The 20008-nt window shown below is 43.9% G+C and carries 15 protein-coding genes; 13 read left to right on the plus strand and 2 right to left on the minus strand.

Annotation, left to right across the window (positions count from 1 at the left end; all coding sequences use genetic code 11):
* Positions 1 to 52: 52 nt before the first annotated feature.
* Positions 53 to 4435, minus strand: coding sequence for a 2-hydroxyacyl-CoA dehydratase (locus tag BLV86_RS01310; protein WP_090814850.1), 4383 nt, complete (start codon positions 4433 to 4435; stop codon positions 53 to 55).
* A gap of 387 nt (positions 4436 to 4822) precedes the next feature.
* Here BLV86_RS01310 and BLV86_RS01315 point away from each other — a divergent pair, with 387 nt between their 5' ends.
* From BLV86_RS01315 to BLV86_RS01380, 12 genes are all read left to right on the plus strand, one after another.
* Entirely contained in the window at positions 4823 to 5473 is a 651-nt protein-coding gene (locus tag BLV86_RS01315; RefSeq protein ID WP_031549771.1) for a rhomboid family intramembrane serine protease, read from the plus strand.
* 19 nt (positions 5474 to 5492) lie between these two features.
* Complete coding sequence (pyk, locus tag BLV86_RS01320) at positions 5493 to 6923, plus strand: pyruvate kinase (protein ID WP_090814851.1); 1431 nt, start codon at positions 5493 to 5495, stop codon at positions 6921 to 6923.
* 118 nt (positions 6924 to 7041) lie between these two features.
* Positions 7042 to 8307 carry a diaminopimelate decarboxylase gene (locus BLV86_RS01325; protein WP_090814852.1) on the plus strand — a complete coding sequence of 422 codons (1266 nt, stop codon included), beginning with the start codon at positions 7042 to 7044 and terminating at the stop codon, positions 8305 to 8307.
* Positions 8308 to 8669: 362 nt separating this feature from the next.
* Positions 8670 to 9941, plus strand: a complete 1272-nt coding sequence (gene hisS / locus BLV86_RS01330) for a histidine--tRNA ligase (RefSeq protein WP_090814853.1) — start codon at positions 8670 to 8672, stop codon at positions 9939 to 9941.
* A gap of 217 nt (positions 9942 to 10158) precedes the next feature.
* Complete coding sequence (gene aspS, locus BLV86_RS01335) at positions 10159 to 11979, plus strand: aspartate--tRNA ligase (RefSeq protein WP_090814854.1); 1821 nt, start codon at positions 10159 to 10161, stop codon at positions 11977 to 11979.
* Between the two features lie 215 nt (positions 11980 to 12194).
* Positions 12195 to 12833, plus strand: coding sequence for an HAAS signaling domain-containing protein (locus tag BLV86_RS01340; protein ID WP_090814855.1), 639 nt, complete (start codon positions 12195 to 12197; stop codon positions 12831 to 12833).
* 78 nt (positions 12834 to 12911) lie between these two features.
* Positions 12912 to 14108, plus strand: a complete 1197-nt coding sequence (locus BLV86_RS01345; protein ID WP_090814856.1) for a THUMP domain-containing class I SAM-dependent RNA methyltransferase — start codon at positions 12912 to 12914, stop codon at positions 14106 to 14108.
* Between the two features lie 322 nt (positions 14109 to 14430).
* Positions 14431 to 15369 (plus strand): aldo/keto reductase, encoded by a 939-nt coding sequence (locus tag BLV86_RS01355; RefSeq protein ID WP_090814857.1) that lies wholly within the window; start codon positions 14431 to 14433, stop codon positions 15367 to 15369.
* A gap of 505 nt (positions 15370 to 15874) precedes the next feature.
* On the plus strand, positions 15875 to 16489 hold the full coding sequence (locus BLV86_RS01365; protein ID WP_036613090.1) for a TetR/AcrR family transcriptional regulator: 615 nt from the start codon (positions 15875 to 15877) through the stop codon (positions 16487 to 16489).
* 123 nt (positions 16490 to 16612) lie between these two features.
* Complete coding sequence (locus BLV86_RS01370) at positions 16613 to 16942, plus strand: putative quinol monooxygenase (protein ID WP_031549754.1); 330 nt, start codon at positions 16613 to 16615, stop codon at positions 16940 to 16942.
* A 104-nt stretch (positions 16943 to 17046) separates the two neighbouring features.
* Positions 17047 to 17763: a flavodoxin gene (locus BLV86_RS01375; protein ID WP_175456409.1), complete on the plus strand. Its 717-nt coding sequence runs from the start codon at positions 17047 to 17049 to the stop codon at positions 17761 to 17763.
* 22 nt (positions 17764 to 17785) lie between these two features.
* The gene (locus tag BLV86_RS01380; RefSeq protein ID WP_090814859.1) at positions 17786 to 18550 is read left to right on the plus strand and encodes a carboxymuconolactone decarboxylase family protein; all 765 of its coding nucleotides are present in this window, start codon (positions 17786 to 17788) and stop codon (positions 18548 to 18550) included.
* Between the two features lie 77 nt (positions 18551 to 18627).
* On the opposite strand, the gene BLV86_RS01385 is transcribed toward BLV86_RS01380, so the two are convergent.
* Positions 18628 to 19386, minus strand: a complete 759-nt coding sequence (locus BLV86_RS01385) for a nucleoside/nucleotide kinase family protein (protein ID WP_090814860.1) — start codon at positions 19384 to 19386, stop codon at positions 18628 to 18630.
* A 100-nt stretch (positions 19387 to 19486) separates the two neighbouring features.
* On the opposite strand from BLV86_RS01385, the gene BLV86_RS01390 reads away from it, so the two are divergent.
* Positions 19487 to 20008, plus strand: a 522-nt coding sequence (locus BLV86_RS01390) for a GDSL-type esterase/lipase family protein (protein WP_090814861.1), incomplete at its 3' end; no start/stop codon positions are given.

Genomic DNA, 20008 nt, shown 5'->3' on the forward strand with positions numbered 1-20008 from the left:
TGGAGACCGGATTCACGTCCGTGCACCGAATTCTGACCGGGGAGCCAAAGTGTTACGCCTGCTCCTTCAGCTTATTCTGCGCAACAGTGAGCATCAGCTTGATACGGTTCAGCTGGTTGACTTCGGAAGCACCTGCGTCGTAGTCTACGGCGATGATGTTGGCATCAGGGTTATGCTTCTTCAGCTCCTTGATGACGCCCTTGCCGACGATGTGGTTAGGCAGACATCCGAAAGGCTGAGTGCAGACTATATTGTTCACACCCTCCTCCATGAGCTCCAGCATCTCGCCGGTCAGGAACCAGCCCTCACCTGTCTGATTACCGATGGAAACATATTCTCTGGCCATCTTTGCAAGCTCCTTGATTTCTCCCGGTGGAGTAAATCTCCTGGACTTGGTAAATTCCTTACGGGCCGTCTTTCTAAAGTACTCAAGGAAGTTTATGGCACAGTTGCATAATGCCTTTCCCTTCCATCCGGCACCCAGATTCTCATATTTGAAATTCTGGTTATAGAAGCAGTAAAGCAGGAAATCCATAAGATCCGGCATTACAGCTTCGGCACCTTCATTTTCAAGAAGTTCAACTATATGGTTGTTGGCAAGAGGAGAGAACTTAACAAGGATCTCACCTACTATACCGACTTTAGGTTTAACCAAACCTTCCTTCAAAGGAAGATTATCAAAGTCTCTTATGATTCCCTTTACATTTTTTTTGAAAAGGGACATGGAGGTTGTCTTCTTTGAGACAGCCATCTTGCAGACCTTAAGCCACTTCTGGTGTAATGCTTCAGCAGATCCCGGAACCGCTTCATACGGTCTTGTAGCGTAAAGGACCCTCATAAATACATCGCCGTAAACCACTGCCTGCATAGCTCTTGTCAAAAGCGGGAGAGTAAGCTTAAATCCGGGAGTTGACTCCATGCTGTTGGTATTGAGGGAAATAACAGGTATCTGTGACATTCCCGCATGTTCCAGGGCACGGCGTATAAATCCGATGTAATTTGATGCACGGCAGCCTCCTCCTGTCTGGGTCATGATAACGGCAGTCTCATTGGGATCATACTTACCTGAATTGAGGGCTTCCATGATCTGTCCTACAACTATGATCGATGGGTAGCAGGCATCATTGTTAACATATTTTAAACCGGTATCAATGGCTGAACGGTTTGCATTGTTCAGTACTATAAGGTTATAGCCTGCGGCACGGAAGGCAGCTTCAACTATCTCAAAATGTATGGGAGACATCTGAGGACAAAGGATGGTATAGTTCTTTGCCTTCATCTCCTTGGTGAAAAGTTTTCGCTCATAATTAGCCGGACGGATATTACGTACATAGTTCTTTTCATCCCTGACTCTTATGGCTGCAATGAGAGATCTCACTCTTATACGTGCGGCACCGAGGTTATTAACCTCATCAATCTTAAGAACAGTGTAGATCTTATCAGATCCGGTAAGAATGTCTCTGACCTGATCCACAGTCACAGCATCAAGTCCGCATCCGAAGGAATTGAGCTGTATAAGGTCAACGTCTTCTCTGTGTTTTACAAACTCAGCAGCTCTATATAGTCTTGTGTGATACATCCACTGGTCTGTAACGATGATGGGACGCTCCACCTCTGCGAGATGAGATACAGAATCTTCCGTAAGTACCGCAAAATCGTAGCTTGTGATAAGTTCAGGAATTCCGTGATGTATCTCAGGGTCCACATGATAAGGTCTTCCCGCAAGAACTATTCCACGGTGACCGGTTTCCTTCATCCAGTGAAGAGTTTCCTCTCCCTTTTTCTGCATATCGGTATGAGCACGTTCCAGTTCAAGCCATGCTTCGTGAGCGGCCGCCCTGACCTCATCCTCAGTAATATTCCATGCTTTAAACTGTTCTTCAATCTTACTATCGGTGAGTTCACCTACAGGGCGGATGGAACGCTCGATTTCGCCGCCATGTATAAATATCCTTACAAGCTGATCCGTACAGATTTTCTCATCAGTAAATGCAAGGAACGGCTTCATAAACATAACCGAATTATCTTCCAGGCCTTCAACATTATTCTTAATGTTTTCTGCATAGGAAGTAACCATAGGGCAGTTGTAATGGTTGCCCGCATCGGGTGTTTCATTACGCTCGTAAGGTATGCATGGATAGAATATGAATTTCTGTCCGTTTCTAATGAGCCATTCGATATGTCCGTGAACGATCTTTGCAGGATAGCACTCGGATTCTGAAGGTATACTTTCTATTCCAAGCTCGTAAATCTTTCTGGTACTTGCAGGAGAGAGTACAGTCCTGAACTTTAATTCTCTGAAGAAGGTAGCCCAGAATGGATAGTTCTCATACATATTGAGAACCCTCGGTATACCTACTTCACCGCGAACCGCGATGTCCTGAGGCAGCGGTTCATAGTCGAACATTCTCTTAAGCTTATACTCAAAGAGGTTTGGAATATCCCTCTTTATCTTGGTTTTTCCTAAGCCCCTTTCACAGCGGTTTCCGGAAATGTAATTACGTCCGGCACCGAACTGATTAACTGTCAGAACGCAGTGGTTATTGCAGCCCTGGCAGCGGGTCATCTTTGTTGTATATTTAAGGTTAATGATTTCACTAAGAGGAAGCATTGTAGTCTGAACACGGCCATAAGCTGTGAGTGGAACTTTTATTTCCTCTGTAGGCTTCATGTTTTTGATCTTTTCATTTGCCATATGGTATCTCTCACGGGCTATGAGAGCAGCACCAAAGGCGCCCATGATTCCGGCTATGTCAGGTCTTACAACATTAGCTCCCAGAAGATTCTCAAAAGCACGGAGCACGGCATCATTGTAGAAGGTTCCGCCCTGGACAACGATATGTTCGCCCAGATCCTTGGCTTCGGTAACCTTTATAACCTTAAAAAGTGCATTCTTGATAACAGAGTATGCAAGACCTGCGGAGATGTCATTAACAGTTGCTCCTTCCTTCTGTGCCTGTTTTACATTTGAATTCATGAAAACAGTGCATCTGGAACCGAGGTCCGTAGGATTGTCGGCATAAAGCGCCGCATGAGCAAAATCTATAACCGAATAGTCAAGGGATTTTGCAAATGTCTCCAGGAAGGAACCGCAGCCACTGGAGCAGGCCTCATTAAGCTGCACGGAATCAACTGTACCATCCTTTATACGGATGCACTTCATATCCTGTCCGCCGATATCCAGTATGCAATCTACCTTAGGGTCAAAGAATGAAGCTGCATAGTAGTGGGAAATGGTCTCAACCTCACCCTCATCCAGCTGGAAAGCAGACTTAAGCAGAGCTTCCCCATATCCTGTGGAACAGCTGTAGGCAATCCGGGCATCTTCCGGAAGAAGATCCCGTATCTCTTTCATTGATTCTATCGCTGTGGCGATAGGGGATCCGTTGTTGTTTCTGTAAAATCTGTAAAGAAGTTCGCCTTCCTCGGATACCAGGGCAAGCTTTGTAGTGGTGGAGCCCGCATCTATACCGAGATAAACATTACCATGGTACTGTGAAAGATCGGCAGTCTTAACCTTTGCTTTATCATGACGGGCACTGAACTCCTTATATTCTTTCTCATTCCCGAAAAGAGGATCCATTCTCTTTATCTCTGCATCCATCTTGATGCCGTTACGAAGCATATTGATAAGCTGGGTGACAGATTCTTCCTTTGCCTCCTCCGGACAGTTAAGGCAGGAGCCGATAGCCGCAAAAAGATGGCTGTTTTCAGGCTCGATTATTTCATCACCCTGCAGATTCAGAGTGCGTATAAAGGCTTTTCTTAATTCGGGCATGAAGTGAAGAGGACCGCCCAAAAATGCAACGTGTCCTCTGATGGGCTTACCCTGGGCAAGACCCGATATAGTCTGATTAACCACCGCCTGGAAAATAGAAGCTGCAAGATCCTCACGGGCTGCACCTTCATTTATAAGCGGCTGAATGTCAGTCTTTGCGAAAACGCCACATCTTGCAGCGATAGGATATATCATCTGATAGTCTTTTGCGAGAACATTAAGTCCTGCGGCATCAGTATGAAGAAGTGATGCCATCTGGTCAATGAAAGATCCCGTTCCTCCGGCGCAGATACCGTTCATTCGCTGATCGATACCGCCTTTGAAATATATGATCTTGGCGTCTTCTCCACCAAGCTCTATGGCTACATCAGTATCCGGACGATATGCTTTTAATGCTGTCGCAACGGCAACAACCTCCTGACAGAAGGCTGCGTCCATGTGTTTACTCAGGGTAAGACCTCCTGACCCTGTAATCACTGTAGAAAGACTGATCTCCCCCAACTGTTTCTTTGCTTCCTCAAGAATATCCGCAAGTGTTCCCTGAATATCTGCATGGTGACGTCGATAATCGGAAAACAGAAGCTTATCCTCCTGATCCATAATCGCAATCTTAACAGTTGTAGAACCTATATCTATTCCAAGTCTGTTTCTCTGCATATATAAAACCCCATTTATAACATCCCTTGAACCGGTAATTCATTTCCGGCTTGTATCTTAATAAGACTTTCAGAGATAACCCCGTCTCCTTTTCAGCCAAATCAGATACTTTGTTTTCTACCTATTAGAAGGCACAAACTAAAGACCTATATTAACATTTAGAAAAGAGCCATTCAACTGTGATAATGTAAAACTTTTGTGAATAAATGTCTTTTTTGTCTTGAAAAACACCCAAAGTGTTTATATACTGTATTGAAATTTTTTTGCAATAAAGCGTGTGTTCTTCTTATAAAAATAGTAAACTTGTAAGAGATATAAATGAGGATGCACAGAAAATGCAAGTGTTTCCAAAAAAGAAACAAAATACAATATTAAGGAGAATGAGAATTGACATTTTATCAAAGGCTTGAACGAAAATTCGGGAAATATGCAATCCCCGATCTCATGAAATACATCTGCGTGATCTACGTGGTAGGTTACATTATCATGATGTTTAATCCGTATTATTACGATTACTGGCTGGCTCTTGACCCTGATAAAATACTTCACGGACAAATCTGGCGTATAATAACTTTTCTGTTTTTTCCGCCGTCCTTCCAACCTATATGGATGGTCATAGCTGTATTTGTTTATTACAGTCTCGGTACAACCCTGGAGCGAATGTGGGGAACAGTTAAGTACAACTTCTTTTATTTTTCCGGAGTCCTGCTGCTGGTAGTGGCATCTCTGTTATTTTACATTGTTACAGGCGTATCAATGCGGCTTTATCCCACTTATATGACCTTCAGTATATTCCTGGCATATGCGCTTACTTTTCCGGACAGTGTTTTCTATCTGTATTTTTTCATACCGATAAAAGCACAGTGGCTTGCCATAGCAGAAGTGGTGCTCTACTTGTACATGTTTATTTCTGCACCTTTTTTAAGCAGCACCCAGGTTGAAATAGCCGTATCCCTTTTGAATGTGGCATTGTTTTTCTTTCTTACCAATCAGAAGCAAAAGAAGAGCAATGTTTTCCATATAAATGATTTTAGATAATATTCCAGGAGGATTTTTAATGAGAAAGACTAAAATTGTATGTACACTTGGACCTAACGAGAATGATTATAATATTCTTAAAAAGCTTGCCGAAAACATGGACGTAGCACGTTTCAACTTCTCACACGGCAGCCATCAGGAGCACCTCGAGAGACTTACTCTCCTTAAGGAAGCAAGAAAAGACAGCGGACGCGAGATAGCAGCTCTCCTTGATACAAAGGGACCTGAAATCCGTACCGGTGAGCTGGAGAATCACCAGAAGGTTACTCTTGAGACAGGAGCACAGATAATCCTTACAACAGAAGAGTGCATCGGAAACAAGGACAAAGTTTATATCAACTATGACGGTCTCAATGAAGACGTTAAAGAGGGTAATGTAATCCTTATTGATGATGGTCTCATCGGTCTTGTTGTAAAGAAGGTTGAAGGAGCTGATATCCTTTGTGAAATCACAAATGGTGGTGAGCTTGGTGAGAAGAAGGGCGTGAATGTCCCGAACGTAAGCATTAAGCTTCCGGGCCTTACAGATAAGGATATCGCTGATATCAAGTTTGGTCTCGAGGTAGGATTCGATTTCGTTGCAGCGTCTTTTGTTCGTAATGCTGAGACTATTCACCAGATCCGTGAGATCATTGACAATGCCGGTTCAAACATGAAGATCATCGCAAAGATCGAGTCACAGGAAGGTCTCGACAATCTTGATGAAATCATTGAAGCCGCTGACGGTATCATGGTTGCCCGTGGTGACCTTGGTGTTGAGGTAGAAGCAAAGCGTCTTCCACAGCTTCAGAAGGAAATGATCAAAAAGTGCAACTATGCAGGCAAGCTTGTAATCACTGCAACCCAGATGCTGGATTCCATGATCCGTAATCCGCGTCCTACAAGAGCCGAGGTTACAGACGTTGCCAATGCTGTATATAACGGCACAGACGCAGTTATGCTTTCAGGCGAAACAGCTGCAGGTAAGTATCCTGTGGAAGCTCTTGAGATGATGGCTTCCATCGTTGAGTACACAGAGCAGTTCCTTGACTACAGCGCTTATAAGAACCGTAAGGTTGATAAGAGCACTTATGAGAATATTTCAAACGCTGTTTGTGCGGCTTCCGTTACAACTGCTTCAGAGCTTCATGCAAAGGCGCTTATCGTACCTTCACTTACAGGTTCAACCGCAAGACTTATTTCAAAGTATCGTCCTGCAACACCTATATATGCAATGTCTCCAAGCCAGGCAACTGTACGCCAGATGATGCTCCTCTGGGGTGTTACTCCTATCTGGGCAAAGAGATCCGATACAACAGATGAGCTCTTCGAGAACTCCATGGACGAACTTCGCAGCCGCGGAATCGTTGAGAAGGGCGATATCTGCGTAATCACAGCAGGTATCCTTTCAAGACTTACACGTAATCAGCCGGTTACTCCTACAAACATCATGCGAGTAATGGGAGCATAAACCAAAAATTATTTCATATTTTACGCAATATAGGTTATTATTATTTTTATTGCGGGGACAAGCCTCACAGATAGTATGTTTGTGAGGCTTTTTTTAATAATATACGAGGAGAAACCTTATGAAGACACCATATGCAACACTTGAACAGGTACAGAAGATAGCCGAAACCTATGACACACCTTTTTATCTTTACGACGAAAAGGGCATCCGTGAGAATGCCCGTAAAGTACAGAAGGCCTTCAGTTGGAACAAGGGCTTTAAGGAATACTTTGCGGTAAAGGCATGTCCCAATCCGACTATCCTTAAGATTCTTAAGGAAGAGGGCTGCGGAACCGACTGCAGTTCACTTACAGAGCTTCAGATGTCAGATGTCTGCGGTTTTTCCGGTCATGATATAATGTTTTCTTCCAACGAAACTCCTCTTTCTGAGTATGTTTTCGCCCACAAGCTTGGTGGCATCATAAATCTTGATGACTTCACAAATATCGCAGAACTGGAAGAGACTCTGGGTTCTTTCCCTGAGACCATGTCACTTCGTTACAATCCGGGCGGATACTTCCAGATCGCCAATACCATCATGGACAATCCACAGGACGCCAAGTACGGAATGACCACAGACCAGATCATCGAAGGCTTTAAGATCCTTAAATCAAAGGGTGTAAAGCGTTTTGGAATGCATTCCTTCCTTGCCTCCAATACCGTAACCAATGATTATTATCCTACACTTGCGAAGCAGCTTTTCGAGCTTGCGGTAAAGATCAAAAACGAGACCGGAGTTGAGCTTAACTTCATCAATCTTTCCGGCGGCGTAGGCATCCCTTATAAGCCTGATCAGGAAGGCAATGACATTGAGATCATCGGTGCCGGCGTACATAAGGTTTTTGACGAGGTACTGGTTTCAAACGGCCTGGGAAACATCAGCATCTTTACAGAGATGGGAAGATTCATGACAGGTCCTTACGGAGCCCTTATCACAAAGGTCGTCCACTTCAAGCACACCTACAAGGAGTACGCAGGAGTTGATGCCTGTGCGGTTAACCTTATGAGACCTGCCATGTACGGTGCATACCATCACATAACCGTTCTCGGAAAAGAGAATGCACCTGCAGACAAAGTTTACGATGTGGTAGGTTCCCTTTGCGAGAACAATGACAAGTTTGCCATCGACCGCGAACTTCCGGAGCTCGAGAAGGGAGATTACCTCTTTATCCACGATGCCGGTGCACACGGTTTCGCCATGGGCTACAACTACAACGGAAAGCTCTGGTCCGCCGAGCTCCTCCTGAGAGAAGACGGCTCAGTGAAGCTTATCCGCCGTGCACAGACCCCTGCCGACTACTTCGCAACTCTGGACATAGACGACACAATGAAGAAATATCTCTGATAGTAACAGTTCAGCCGGGGCACATGTAGGACCGAGCAGTCGGGTGTCCATTTGAATGCGTTGAGCTGAGTCGAGAAAAATCAAGACAGCCCCCCTTAGAACCACTTGGATCCATTTTTCCTTAGCCCCCTCGCCAAGTCAGATTTTTCATAAAGAAAATATCTGACATTGGCGAGGGCCTAGTGGTTCTTAGGGGGGCTGCCTTAGATTTTTCCGACGAAGCGACTCGCATTCAAATGGATGCCCGACTGCTCGGCCCTGCTTGTGCCCCGGCTGAACTGTTACTTCGTTTTACTCTTGCGGTACTTATGGAATATTGATATAATAATTGACCGTAAATTTATTGATATTGAGGTATGAAAATGGCATTAAAGAAAAAGCCTGTTACAGGCATGAAGGATATCCTTCCCCGTGAGATGGAACTCCGCCAGTATGTTCTCTCAGAGATCAGAAGAACATATAAGGAATTTGGTTTTACAGAGATCGAAACCCCGGTTGTGGAGCATATAGAAAACCTCCTCAGCAAGCAGGGCGGTGACAACGAAAAGCTCATATTTAAGGTAATGAAGCGCGGCGACAAACTTGAGTCAGCCTACCGGAACGGCAGCCTCGACGATCTCAGCGATTCAGGTCTCAGATATGATCTCACACTTCCTTTAAGCCGTTTTTATTCCCAGAATCAGGCACAGCTCCCAAGCCCCTTCAAGGCGCTTCAGATCGGACCTGTATTCAGAGCAGACCGTCCTCAGAAGGGACGTTTCCGTGAGTTCGTACAGTGCGATATAGACATTTTCGGTGATGGTTCCAATGTCTCCGAAATCGAGCTTATCCTTGCGATCTCAACTCTTCTTAACCGCATAGGTTTCGGCGAGAAGTACAACTTCAAGATCGTTATCAACGACCGTGAGATCCTTCGCGGCATGCAGGCCTACGCAGGATTCCCTGAGGAAGATTTCGAAAAGGTATGTATCAGTCTTGATAAGGCAGACAAGATCGGAAATGAGGGTGTTAAGGAAGAGCTTCTTTCACTCGGATATGCAGAGGAAGTCATTGACAAGTATCAGACTCTCCTTGGAAGCATCGGCACAGAGGCTCAGGACATCCGTTCACTTGGTGAAAAGCTAAAAGAGGTTCTTCCCGAAAGCGTAACAAAGAACCTTGCCGAGATAGTAGAAGCTGTTGCCAAAGTAAAGAGTGTTAAGGTTAATGTTGAATTCGATCCTACTCTCGTTCGAGGCATGGGCTACTACACCGGACCTATCTTTGAGATCCGCGCTGAAGGCTTCGGCGGTTCAGTAGGCGGCGGCGGAAGATATGACAAGATGGTAGGAAAGTTCACAGGACAGGATACACCGGCTGTAGGATTCTCCATCGGTTTCGAGCGTATCATCACCATCATGCTGGATGCTGACGAACACGTTCCGGGAGAGAACAAGAAGACAGCATTCCTCCTTGATAAGAACCTTGATGCAGAGAAGACTGCTGAGGCTCTCAATGAAGCCATGGAACTTCGTGCAAAGGGTGAAACAGTTCTGGTTTCCCGCATGAACAAGAACAAGAAGTTCCAGAAGGAGCAGCTCACACAGGAAGGCTATACAGAGTTCAAAGAGTTTTACCAGGATGCTTTTAATTAAAAGCACCTATTAAATCGCTTTTTACTTTAATGTTTAATGTCATCCCGCACATCGTTTTATGCGAGGTGAATGTTCAATAGATTATCCCGCATATAGTTTTATGCGAGGCAACAATTTAACAGATAGTACTGTCGTCTAAACCTGGCGGCATTTACATAGATGAGAAGCCTAAACATTGGACAACTCATCATCAATTAATAATATAGAGGTAATACTTATGGCAGAGTCAATGAAAGGTCTGCACAGAACGTGCAGATGTACAGAGCTTGATGAATCATTTATCGGAAAAGAAGTAACCATGATGGGCTGGGTTCAGAAATCCAGAAACAAGGGTGGTCTTATCTTCACAGATCTTCGTGATCGTTCCGGAATCTTACAGATCATTTTTGAGGAAGCAGACTGCGGATCAGAGGTATTTGAGAAGGCAGCAAAGCTTCGTTCAGAGTTCGTAATTGCAGTAACCGGTATCGTTCGTTCCCGTGGCAAGGACGCCAACAAGGACATGAAGACCGGTTCCATCGAAATCTCAGCAAGATCACTTCGTATCCTTTCCGAATCAGAGACTCCGCCATTCCCTATCGAGGACGGAATCGCAACAAATGAGAATGTTCGTCTCAAATACAGATATCTTGATCTCAGAAGACCTGAGCTTGCACAGCGCATCATGACCCGTGCAAAGCTTGCCTTCTACATCCGTAAGTTCATGATGGACAACGGTTTCCTTGAGATCGAGACTCCGACACTTATCAAGTCAACACCTGAGGGAGCAAGAGATTTCCTTGTACCTTCACGTATGCACCACGGTTCTTTCTATGCTCTGCCGCAGTCACCTCAGCTTCTTAAGCAGCTTCTCATGGTATCCGGCTTTGACCGTTACTTCCAGCTTGCAAGATGCTATCGTGACGAGGATCTCCGTGCAGACCGTCAGCCGGAGTTCACACAGGTAGATATGGAGCTTTCCTTCGTAGACGTTGATGACGTTATCGGAGTAAATGAGAGACTCCTTCAGTACATCTTTAAGGAGATCTGCAATGTAGACATTGAGCTTCCTATCCGCCGCATGAAGTGGATAGATGCAATGAACAACTACGGTTCAGACAAGCCTGATATGCGTTTCGAGATGCTTCTTCAGGATGTTACCGAGGCTGTTAAGGATTGCGGTTTCGCCGTATTCGCAAATTGCGCTAAGGACGGCGGCGTCATCAAGGGTCTCAATGTCAAGAGCCAGGCAAAGATGCCTCGTAAGCAGATTGACAAGTACACCGAGTTCGTTAAGGGCTATGGCGCAAAGGGTCTTGCTTACCTTGCCATCAATGAAGACGGCACTTATAAATCTTCCTTCGCAAAGTTCATGACAGAAGAGGAGCTTAAGGCACTCGTTGATGCTATGGGCGGTCAGCCGGGCGATATGCTCATGATCGTTTCAGATACAAAGAAGACAACTGTATGGAATTCCCTCGGAGCACTTCGTCTACAGCTTGGTGCAGACCTCGAGCTTATCGACAGAAGCGCATGGAAGTTCCTTTGGGTTACAGAGTTCCCTATGTTCGAGTGGTCAGAGGAGCTTGACAGATTCCAGGCTATGCATCATCCGTTCACAATGCCTATGGATGAGGATCTTCCTCTGGTTGACACAGATCAGGGCGCAGTTCGTGCAAAGGCTTACGATATCGTTCTTAACGGTACAGAGCTTGGCGGTGGTTCAGTTCGTATCCACCAGGCAGACGTGCAGGAGAAGATGCTCGAGAAGCTTGGCTTCACACCTGAAAAGGCTAATGAGCAGTTCGGATTCCTTATGCAGGCCTTCAAGTACGGCGTTCCGCCTCACGCAGGTCTTGCTTACGGTCTTGACCGTCTTGCCATGTGGATGGTTGGATCAGACACTATCCGTGATGTTATCGCCTTCCCGAAGGTTAAGGACGGCTCAGACCCTATGATGGAAGCTCCGGCTCCTGTATTTGATGAGCAGCAGCTTGTTGACCTCGGAATCGCTGTTGTTCCTGATGAGAAGCCTGAAGAATCCGTTGAAGAAAACTGATTTTTCGTTCGAACGGGATTTTTTCTCCCGCTCGGCTATAAGAGTCATGGATAATAAAGAATTGCCCGTAATCAGCCGGCAGACTATGCTTTGTTTTAACATGAACTGCTTAGAATAGAAGTGAATTTTATATGAACTTTACGGCCGAGACTTGCATCATATGCCAGTCTCGGTTTATTCTATTAATGACTAAACTCGAGAGAGAGGACATACTAGTGACAAAAGAACAATTCCTCCATGATTTAACGGTACAGCTAAATCTCAGCGTATCCGATCAGATCATACGTGAACAGCTGGCTTACTATGACAACTACATCAGCGGCGAAGTAAGCAAAGGAAGATCAGAATCGGAAGTAGTTGAGGAATTAGGCTCCCCAAGACTCCTTGCAAAAACCATCATCGATACTGCAGAGGCAGCGGGAGATCCTGTTGCAAATCAGGATGAAGAAATCAGAGGAACCATAGATACAGAACCTTATTCTGATGCCTTTGAGTTCGAAAGAGACAAATCCTACAGGAACTCTCAGAGTTCATCCTACTCAGAGTCCGAAAACGATGATCCTCAGCAGGGTTACCAGGATGAGAACCGTCGTGAACAGAAGAGTTATTCGGAAGACGGCACCAGAAACGATAATGGACGGCCGCGTTTCGGAGGAGGTTTCTCCGGAAACAATAATGGTAATTACGGACATGTATTCAGCACCAGCGGATGGGGTTGTCTTATAGCGTTTATCATCTTCTTATTCATACTTGTATACTTTATAGGCGGTATTGTGTGGTTGCTGTCACCGTTGTTCCCATCTTTGATAGCAGCTTTCTGTGTTGTTTGGCTGATAAACAGATTTTTTCGGTAATCATGGATGACGGATTTGTTATGCTGAGATTAAAATCCACGCATTCAGATCCGTCTTTTTAAATAGAAAAGGAAAAATATGAAAACATTTGAATTAGTAGCTCCTTGCCATTTTGGTCTTGAAGCGGTAACAAAAAAAGAAGTCATCGACCTCGGTTATGATATCACTACCGTAACCGACGGACGTGTAGGCTTCATAGGCGATGCCGATGCCATCTGCCGTGCCAATATTTTCATGCGTACTCCTGAGAGAATCCTTCTTAAGGTTGGTTCTTTCAAGGCTGAAACCTGGGAAGAACTGTTCCAGGCCACAAAGAAGCTTCCATGGGAAGAGTACATCCCTGTAGACGGCAGCTTCTGGGTAACGAAAGCAAGCTCCGTTAAGTCAAAGCTTTTCTCTACCAGAGACATTCAGTCCATCATGAAAAAAGCTATGGTTGCCAGACTTGGCGAGCACTTCGGCATTTCACAGTTTGAAGAGCACGGTGCAAAGTATCCGGTGAGAGTATTTGCCTATAAGGACGAGTTCACAGTTTGCCTGGACACATCAGGAGAGTCACTTCACAAGAGAGGCTATCGTCTGAAACAGGGTCTTGCTCCTATCACTGAGACTCTTGCAGCAGCCCTCCTTATGCAGTCCGGCTGGAACAGAGACCATGCACTGGTTGACCCTATGTGCGGTTCCGGAACCTTCGTTATCGAGGCAGCCATGATGGCCGCAAACATTGCCCCCGGTATGGACAGAGCCTTCATCTCCGAGACCTGGACCAACTTCATCGATAAGAAGCTTTGGTACAATGCTTTCGACGAAGCAAATGAGATGGTTGACAATCAGCTTCTTGAAACCGGCATGACAGCTGAAGGAAAGAAGATTGACATCCAGGGCTATGACATTAACCCTGATGTTATTCCGGTAGCAAGAGAGAATGCGGAACGCGCCGGAGTTGACAAGATCATTCACCTTCAGGTACGCGATCTTGCGGACTTCTCACACAGCGGAAAAGCCGGCTACATCATCACAAACCCGCCTTACGGCGAGCGTATCGAGGACAAGAGAAACCTTCCAATGCTTTACACAGAGCTTAAAGAAGCATACCAGAGCCTCGACAGCTGGGCTATGCATGTCATCACCGCCTGGGAGGATTCCGAGAAGTACCTCGGCAAGGCTGACAAGAACCGTAAGATCTACAACGGTATGATGAAAACATACTTCTACTCATATACAGGCAGGATGACAAACCAGAATAAACCTCATGATTTCGGGAAAAAAGCTTGAAATTACGTGGGTTTTTAGACCCTAGGGTTAACTAAAAGTACTTCAAAAGTATCTATCAGGTACCGGAGAAGTACTATTTTTTTGGCCGGATATGGAAAGGTGAACAGTTCAAAGTTCAAGGCTGTATTCCATACCAAACCGCACATGATACCAAGGGAACAGGTAGAAAGTCTTACAGGTTTTCAACCTGGTGGAGTTTGTCCTTTTTTTTATAAAAAATAAAATAATTATAAACTATAAAATATATGTTGACACGAAGTCAACACGGTGTTATCATCCAATCATCAAATGACACGATGTCAACCGAAAGGAGATAATAATTATGACAAAGACATTACCAAAGATAGCACTCGGCGCATGGGCATGGGGAAATGATGGAACATTTGGAGACAACTGGACTGCAGATTCTTTAAGACCTATATTCGATGCCGCAATGAAGGCAGGACTTAACCTCTGGGATACAGCGTATGTATACGGCATGGGAACCTCAGAAAAGACTCTGGGAAGCTTCCTGAAAGACTTACCAAGAGATTCATACATCGTATCTGATAAATTCACACCGCAGTGTGCAGATTACTCTTCAGCAACACCGGTTGAGGATATGCTTAAGACAGAGTATGAGATGCTCGGAATCGACAGCATGGATATCTACTGGGTACATAATCCTGTGGATGCACCGAAGTGGATCACAGAGGTTGCAAAGTACTTTGAAGGAAAGGACAATGTTCCGGTAATCGGCGTATCAAATCATAACCTTGCTGAGATCAAGGAAGCCGACAGGATCCTTCGTGAGCACGGACTTCAGCTTGGAGCCGTACAGAACCACTACAGCCTTCTTAACAGATCTTCAGAAGACTCAGGAATCGTTGATTACTGTAAGGAAAACGACATTCAGTTCTGGGCATATATGGTACTTGAGCAGGGGGCTCTTTCAGGAAAGTATGATACTAAGAACCCAATGCCGGAGGGTTCAGGAAGAGCACAAACTTATAACCCTGTACTTGATAAGCTTGAGATAATGAATGCCAAGCTCAAGGAAGTGGCAGACAAGTATAATGTGGCACCTGCACAGATTCCTGTAGCATGGGCAATCGCTAAGGGAGCACTTCCTATCATCGGTGTTACAAAGGTTAATCATGTAGAAGACGCAGTTAAGGCAAGCAATATCGCTCTTACCGCAGACGAGATAGCTGATCTTGAAAAGACTGCAGACAGCCTTAATCTCAACCTTATCCGTATGTGGGAAAAGAAGATGGATTAATGTTTTATGCCTTGTAATTGACTACGTGTCAACATTATAGTATTATAAGCTATATTTGACACAAGAAATTAAAGGAGCCAACTAGATAGAGGGCATCTGTAAGTCAGATATAAAAGTGGGGTTACGGAATGATGTGACAACACAAAAAGACGAAGGTGTTCTTCGTAAAGACTCGTATCTGATATGAAGATGAATGGTACTGATGAAATGTACTTGTGGCAGCATACAATGGGGTGGCGCATTACACGCAGTGTTATCGCCGAATGCTTCGTAACGAAGCGGTACGGTGTAGACAAATCTCCTCTAGGTGCTTTCAAGGCTACACGACAAATCACGCAGGTACCGCAAGACCCAGGCTCCTTTAGAGCGTTCGTGGACGCTAGTGAAAAAGACGGGTTCGTACAATTATTGTAAAGCATCGTCACCACGGATTCAATTGTAAATGATAGTTGTCATGATCACATGAAACTATCGAAAAAACCACTTTTATAGAGGAGAATTTATCATGGCAGTAGAACTTAAGGAGACAATTGACAGAAGAAGAGAGGAGATAATGGATGCCTGTGAAAAGCTTTATGAAACCATGGGCTTTCACAGTATCACTATCAAAAATATAAGTACTGAAACAAGCTTCTCCAGACCTTCGATCTACAATTATTTCCAGACAAAGGAAGAGATATTTTTAGGACTACTGACCCGGGAATACATGAAATGGAATGATGCTTTAAGGAGCATCATAAACAGAAATTCGGATATGGACAAGGATGCCCTGGCAAGAGCCATCGCAAAATCAATGGAAGAAAGAAAAACGCTTCTCAAGATTTCGGCTATGAATCTTTACGAGATAGAAGACAACAGCAGGGATGAACTACTGGTTGAATTTAAAAGAGCCTTTAAAGAATCGGTTGAGCTGTTTGGTGAATGCCTTAAAAAGCACCTTGATATAACAGCACAAAAGAGTGAGCAGATAAGATACGCATTCTTCCCTTATATGTACGGCATATATCCCTATTCGTATCCGACAGAAAAACAGATAGCAGCAATGGATGAGGTAAAACTCTCCCATGTTGATGTAACTATATATGAAATGACATATCAGTTTTTGAAACTGATTCTTTAATATCACAAGACCGCCGAAAAGAAGATTTTACTTATATAACGGCGGTTCGAGGCCAGTAAAGGAAAAGGATTCCCTTACTTAATTTTAAGGAAGAAGGAATGTTTAAAAGCAGAGGTAAATGAGATGAGCATTACAGTTAATCTTAGATATAAAGGCGAGAATGGATCTGCAAAAAAGTTTGCAGGTGAAATGATCAGCAGCGGTACAGTCGATGCGATAAGAAATGAAGCAGGGAATCTCCGATATGAATACTATCAGTCACTGGATGATCCTGAGACGATACTTCTTATAGACAGCTGGAAAGATCAGGGATCAATTGATGTACATCATGCATCACCGATGATGAAAACAATCATGGAACTTCGTGAGAAGTATGATCTACATATGACTGTAGAAAGATATATATCTGATGATGGTATGCCTGAGAAGGATGCTGATTTTATAAGGAAATAGATGGAGGAATGAACTAATGGGCAAAGCATTGGTAACCAGTGGAAAAAGATTAACAGCAAACATGTCTATTGAAGAACTTAAAAGATGGATTGATGAGGTTGTAGATGAATAAAAAGAAAATAATACCTGTAATACTCTCTACCATGCTGCTTATCACAAGTTTAACAGGGTGTGGAGGTAATGATAAAAACATAGTTCCTGAAAGTACAGTGAAAGAAGATTCAGTAATAGAATCCACTATCAGTGAATCCGTAACAGAGTCTGGCAGCGATGAAGCTGTTTCTAAGACACCTGAATCTCCGACTACAGAAACTACTGAAAACATTTCTGAAAAAGATACTGCCAGGACTCTCGTGATCTATTTTTCTGCAACCGGAACAACTAAGGGAGTAGCAGAAAAAATCGCTTCAGTAACAGGCGCTGATCTTTATGAGATAGTTCCTAAAGAAACATATACGGATGCAGACCTTAACTATAATGATTCCGGTACCAGAGCTACCAGGGAGCAGAATGACCCTGATGCAAGACCGAAATTTGAAACCATTGATCTGGACATAGAGAATAACTACTCTACAGTCTTCTTAGGCTACCCTATCTGGTGGGGCCAGGAGCCAAGGATAATGGATACATTCGTTGAAAGCTATGATCTCTCAGATATCACGGTGATACCCTTCTGCACTTCCGGGAGTAGCGGTATAGGAAGCAGCGGAAAAAGTCTTTCAGAAAAGGCCGGTAGTGGCAGATGGCTTGAAGGTAACAGATTTAGTGGCACCGTCACTGAAGATGAAATAAGAAATTGGATAGCTGGACTTGATATATAGGAAAAGTACGGAGGAAAAAGAAATGCAGGAAAAGATAGTACAGACAGCAGGAAGACAACAGCTTGGCGATTTCGCACCGGAATTTGCGCACTTTAACGATGATGTTCTCTTTGGTGAGAACTGGAACAATCAGGATATTGATGTAAAGACCAGAAGCATCATTACGGTGGTTGCGCTAATGTCTCAGGGAATAACAGACAGCAGCCTGAAATATCATCTAATGAATGCTAAGAACCATGGCGTGTCGCAAAAGGAAATGGCTGCTGTGATCACACACGTGGCTTTCTATGCCGGATGGCCAAAGGCCTGGGCTGTGTTTAACCTTGCTAGGGAAGTTTATTCAGAGAAGATCGAAGAACTTACGGAGAAGGATGAATACCAGAATACGATTTTCTTCCCTATAGGCGCTCCAAATGATGGATTTGCCCAGTATTTTGACGGTCAAAGCTATCTGTCTCCGATTTCCACAGAACAAATCCCAATCTATAATGTCACATTTGAGCCAGGATGCAGAAATCACTGGCACATCCATCATGCGAAATCCGGTGGTGGACAGATGCTCATATGTGTCGGCGGAAGAGGATATTATCAGGAATGGGGAAAAGAAGCTGTTCCTATGACTCCGGGTACAGTCATAAATATTCCTGCAGAAGTAAAACACTGGCATGGAGCAGCGCCTGATTCATGGTTCTCACATCTTGCAATCGAGATAGAAGGTGAAGATACAAGCAATGAATGGTGTGAATCTATATCTAAAGAAGATTACTTGAAAGCGATCAGTGATTAAAACATCACATAACAAAGTTGAAAGACAACCAATACATAAGCCCGAAATACCTTGATTTTAAGGTATTCCGGGCTGATTTACATAAACTGCGGGTGTTTAACGAGCCTATAGCTGTTGTCACTAAGGATATCAAGCACTATATCGGCTTCCACAGAGTACTTTAGGCAGGTATGCGCATTATATAAATCACTTAGATCAACGAATTTCTCTGCTTTTTCGTGTGATATATTCCCGGTTTTCATCTTCCTTTGTATTAGCCTGTCTCTGAGCATTCCTTCATCAGCCCTGATGCTTATTGTAAGATCTGACAATCCATTAAGTTCCTTCCATCCGGGTTTATCAAGAAGAAGATAATTGCCCTCCAGAAATACGATGTCACCGCTTACCATTGTGACATCCTCAACAGGATTGTGAGTAAGTCTGTCGTATTCCGGCCATCCAACGGTCTCACCGTTTGCGACCTTCATTGTTCTTTCCAACAATTTTTCGAGATCGAAGGTCTCCGGACAGCCTTTCAGTTCAACCATCTTGTAGGTTTTACCGTCACGCTCCATGTCATGAGTCAGGAGATAGTCCTGATACCTGTGGAAACCGTCCATTCCTATTGTTGTGATGGGCATAAGTTCATTATTATTTTCCGACAGATATTTGAAAAAGCTAAGCAAGGTGCTTTTTCCTGCCCCGGGAGGTGCAGCCAACATTACCAATACCCGTTTCTTCTTTTCTTCGTATAGCTTCTTTGCGTATTTAAGTATAGGGATGAAAATATTCTCAATGTTATCATTAGTATAATCGACATTGACCTCTATACCGTTTATCTCAGTTTTGTAGTTCATGAAATACTTCCTAACCTTTGCGTGTTTTTAAAGATAGATGAGTTCTGCATGATATAATATTTTAAATCGTACTTCTTTAAAAATAAATGGAGGCTTTTAAATGAAGACAGTATTATGCTACGGAGATTCAAATACATATGGATTTGACCCTCGCAATGGGCTAAGATATCCTTCCGATATCCGATGGACCGGAAGATTACAGCAATTATTAGGACAGGATTTCATGGTGATAGAAGAGGGATGCAACGGAAGAACAACTGCTTTCGATGATCCAACAGAGCCTTGGAAAAACGGGCTTCCATACCTTAAGCCCTGCCTTAACACCCATAAGCCGATAGACATAGTAATACTTTTGCTTGGGACTAATGATCTTAAAAATTGTTTCAATGTTTCAGTTAAAGAGATAGCAGAGGGTGCCGGAAAGCTTGTTGATGTCATCAAGGAATTTACCGCTGATAAACAAGGGTTTATCCCAAAAATCATTTTGGTATCTCCACCGGAAATAGGTGAAGGAATAAAATCATCTCCATTCAGCGAAAAGTACGATGAAGATGCAATAGAAAGTTCCCGCAGCTTCCCTGAGTATTACAAAAAGATAGCCGAAGATAAGGATTGTATTTTC

Source organism: Oribacterium sp. KHPX15 (genome assembly GCF_900107835.1).
GTDB lineage: Bacteria > Bacillota > Clostridia > Lachnospirales > Lachnospiraceae > Oribacterium.